Below are 3,923 nucleotides of genomic sequence, written 5' to 3' on the forward strand. Positions count from 1 at the left end.
AAGACTATGCCGTATATGAGTTTTGCTAGGTTTGATGAGTTCCTCACATAATCTCTCAGCGATATCTGCTTAGGAAGCACAGATCTAGCTATACCTGTCTTCTTCTCAGGCATCATGATCTCTGGGATAACCAGTAGGAATTCGAAACCCGCTCCACTTCCTAACCTCCTGGCTGAGATCTTCTCGCCAGGGCTAACCATTACGAAGCCCCCTAAGAGGCTTGCCGATACATTATCGTAGTGGGGTTCTCCAGACGCTATTCTCTCGCCCTCACCAGCTATATATATTAGTTCATCCTCGCTGAAGACGCCCCCTAGAAGCTCGTTTATAGCTTTTGCAGCCGCTGCAGAAGAAGCACCGCTGCTCCCAAGACCTTTCCCTGGTGGCACCCCCTTCTCCAAGGTTACCTCGAGCTGGAGCTTCTCACCCGTCTCCTCCAAAGCCTTCATGATCGGCCCTATAACTACGTTTCCCTCACCGCTTGGGATCTTCTCGATGTACTTACCCCTCACACTAAGATCTATTCTTGCAAATCCCTCCCCAACAAGCTTGATCTCTACTGTGTCATAAAAAGCGTTGAGAGCTACAGCTAATATATCGAATCCAGGGCCTAGGTTAGCGGATGACATATATGCTCTAACAGCCACCCTTTTCATAGCTATCTCTAGGTGTAAGTCTTGGTTAAGGGCTTTTATGCTATGCTTACAGCGGCGAACCTCTGTCTAGTTATGTGATTTACAATAGCTATTGCTATGAGCTCTGTCAGAATCAATATAACTCCCAGCGATGCAACAACAGCGATCGCTTGAACCTTATTTGCTATATAATCGCTCATGATGAAGGTCATTGGGGCTGCGTGGTTTACACCAACTGCAGCAATACCTCCGAGGGTCACCGAGACGCTTACCTCGCTAAATGCATACACCCAACCCATAAGAGATCCGCTGGCTATGCTTAACTTTGATAGGGGTAATGTGATCCTAAATATAATCCCGATCCTCTTGGATCCCAGGTTCGCTGCTGCCTCTTCAAGGCTTGCATGTATCTGTTGTATTCCAGCATATGCTGCTCTTATAACAAATGGAGCCTTTCTAACGCTATATGCTATTATAATCGATATGGCGAGGGCTTGAACGCTATCTAGATAGTTGAAGCCCAGCATCGATGATAGATCTATGAAGTAATATAGATATCCAAGGGCTATTACGAGGCCTGGGATTGTGAGGGCGCTCATAGAGATAGCATCTATAGCAACGGTTGCAGGGCCTCTAAACCTCTGGGATATATATGCTATAGATATAGCTAGAAGAACCATTATTGCTAGTGCTGCGGTGGAATATACTAGTGAGTTGTAAAGAGCCCTCACAGCAATAGGATCCGCGAATGCTTCTAAAAGGAAGCGGGGGCTTATCTCAAGAGGCACAGGACTTCTAAGCCATGTAGGCCCGGCCAGAGCGAATATAACAACCCCTATCTGTGGGAGAGATGTGAATATAGCTAGTGGGAATGCTACTAGATAGATTAGAAGATAGCCTATAGCCCCCGGCTTTCTGAAAGAGGTATAGGCTCTCCCACCCTTTGATGGCAATGCATACTGCTTTCTACCTGCAAGCTCTCTAGTCACTATGAAAACCGAGATCGCAATTATTAGAAGAATAAAGGCGAGGAGAGCCGTTATAGGGCTTATACTACCAGTAGTGGCCTGTCTAAATGTTGAGTAGATCTCATAGGATATTGTATGCCTGAATTTAAATGCTATGGGTCCACCGAGATCCTCTAGGCTGAATATAAATATTGTTGAAGCCGCAGCCATAATGCCCGGTGTTGAAAGAGGTAAGGTAACTGTTCTAAATAGCGTAAAGCCTCTACCACCTAGGTTTTCGGCCTGCTCCTCAGCTGAAGGATCTTGCGAGAGCATCGATGCACTTATATTTAGATATGCTATCGGATAGAAAGCCATTACCTGAGCCAACACAACACCTGCCATCTCCTGGAAACCAATTCCAAATGGGAGTTTGAGAAGATCAGTCATAAGCCAAGGTATAAACCCATATATAGGGTCGAAGAGCTTAAAAGCAACAAAAGCATTTATAAAAGGTGCTGGGAGCATTGGTATATAGAGCAACAGTCTTAGGAGATTCTTCATGGGAAACACATATCTAGAAACGATCAAGGCGAATAATAGTCCTAGAGCTATGGATATAAATGTTACAATCAAAGCTATTAAGATAGAGTTTATGATCAAACCATAATTGAACCCTCTAATTATATAGATAACACGGCCATCTGGCCTGGTATATTGTGCTATAGGCTCCTGAGCGATATGGGGAGAAAAGTACTTAGGATTTACCGTGAGACTCGATATATCAGCATTAGACGCGGCCGAGAGAACATATGCTATAGGAACTATGAGGAAAGCAGTATAAAATATATATGTACCTACTAGCTGAAAAACCAGAAAGGGTTCCCTTTTAAACAAAGCTCCCCCAGATCATGTTAGATAAATCCCTTATAACAACCTTTTATAGCCGGGCTGGAGAAATATCTTATAATCATGAGCATTTCCTTTCGCAGTATCTATTAATCATTTCCCCTTGTTTTATTCCCCTGATGGGGGTTATATTGAGGAGCACCATTTTCTAGATCATAGCTAAGCATGTCTCCTACAGCATATTCCCACATATATCCCTCATTCATCTATATCTAAGTGCTTATCTACCAAACCTATTATCCCAATCTCTAAGAACAATAGCTCTTAATAACCAGAAGTGATCAAAGATATTTAATAGTTAAATAGGAAACCATATTCTTCGAAGTCAAAGTGTATTAGCTCATTCAGGAGATATATATTGCATGGCTTTATCACCGGAATAGTTAAATATCTATGGAGATTATATTGGATATAACTATCGAGAGACTTGAGAGGTTGGCAATGCTGAGGCTAAGCAGGGATGAGAAGGATGCTCTGGCCAGGGATATAGCTAAAATCCTTGATTTCTTTAAACAGCTCGATGAGGTGGAGTTAGAGAATATAGATCCCCTCTTCCACGTCGTTGAAAAAGGCTCAACCGTTAGGGAAGATATTGTTAGACCCGGTATTAATAGAGATTGGGTTGAGGAGAGCGCATATAGAGTTGTAGATGGATATGTGATCGGGCCTAGAACCATTATTGGTGAGGAGCATGAGCCTCATCAATAAACCTGTGCATGAAGTTATAGAATATATAAGGGATTCTCCAGAGCTTCTAACGGACTATATATATAGGCTTTATGAGAGGATAGAGAGATATGAGAAGATTCTCAAGGGCTTCATAACCATAAGACCTTTTGAAGAGGTTATCAAGGAAGCTCTAGAAGCTAATAGATGGAGGAAAACGCTTGCAGGGATCCCCATAGCTGTTAAGGATAACATATCAACAGCTGGGCTGAGAACTACATGCGGATCCGCCATGTTAAAGGACTATATACCCCCATATGATGCAACTGTTATTAGCAGGTTGAAGAATGCAGGCTCCGTAGTTATTGGTAAGACCAATATGGATGAGTTCGCCATGGGATCAACCACCGAGACAAGTTTTTTCGGGCCCTCGAGAAATCCCTGGGATATATCAAGAGTACCGGGGGGAAGTTCTGGAGGAAGCGCTGTAGCTGTATCTGCATATCTATCACCAGCAGCCCTTGGAAGCGATACTGGAGGATCTGTTAGAAACCCAGCAGCATATACAGCTACATTTGGCTATAAACCTACCTATGGAGTTCTAAGCAGATATGGGCTTATAGCCTATGCCAGCTCGCTCGACCAGATTGGATTAATCACAAGGGATTCTATAGATGCAGCGTTGCTTCTCGAACAAATAGTTGGTGAGGATCCTATGGATCCCACATCACTAGATCTAAATATCTCCGGGCTTTATAAGAAGGCA

4 protein-coding genes are annotated in these 3,923 nt (G+C 43.3%); 2 read left to right on the top strand and 2 right to left on the bottom strand.

What is annotated here, in order from left to right; all coding sequences use genetic code 11:
• Both QXE01_11940 and QXE01_11945 read right to left on the bottom strand, forming a co-directional pair.
• The coding region (locus QXE01_11940) for a homoserine kinase (protein ID MEM4971949.1) at window positions 1–656 on the bottom strand (656 nt) is incomplete at its 3' end.
• Window positions 657–691: 35 nt separating this feature from the next.
• Entirely contained in the window at window positions 692–2,479 is a 1,788-nt protein-coding gene (locus QXE01_11945; GenBank protein ID MEM4971950.1) for an iron ABC transporter permease, read from the bottom strand.
• Window positions 2,480–2,896: 417 nt separating this feature from the next.
• On the opposite strand from QXE01_11945, the gene gatC reads away from it, so the two are divergent.
• Window positions 2,897–3,199 (top strand): Asp-tRNA(Asn)/Glu-tRNA(Gln) amidotransferase subunit GatC, encoded by a 303-nt coding sequence (gene gatC, locus QXE01_11950; GenBank protein MEM4971951.1) that lies wholly within the window; start codon window positions 2,897–2,899, stop codon window positions 3,197–3,199.
• Window positions 3,183–3,923 (top strand): amidase (locus QXE01_11955; protein MEM4971952.1); only part of this gene is annotated, 741 nt, incomplete at its 3' end. The genes gatC and QXE01_11955, both read left to right, overlap by 17 nt.

Source organism: Sulfolobales archaeon (assembly GCA_038897115.1).
Lineage (GTDB): Archaea > Thermoproteota > Thermoprotei_A > Sulfolobales > AG1 > AG1.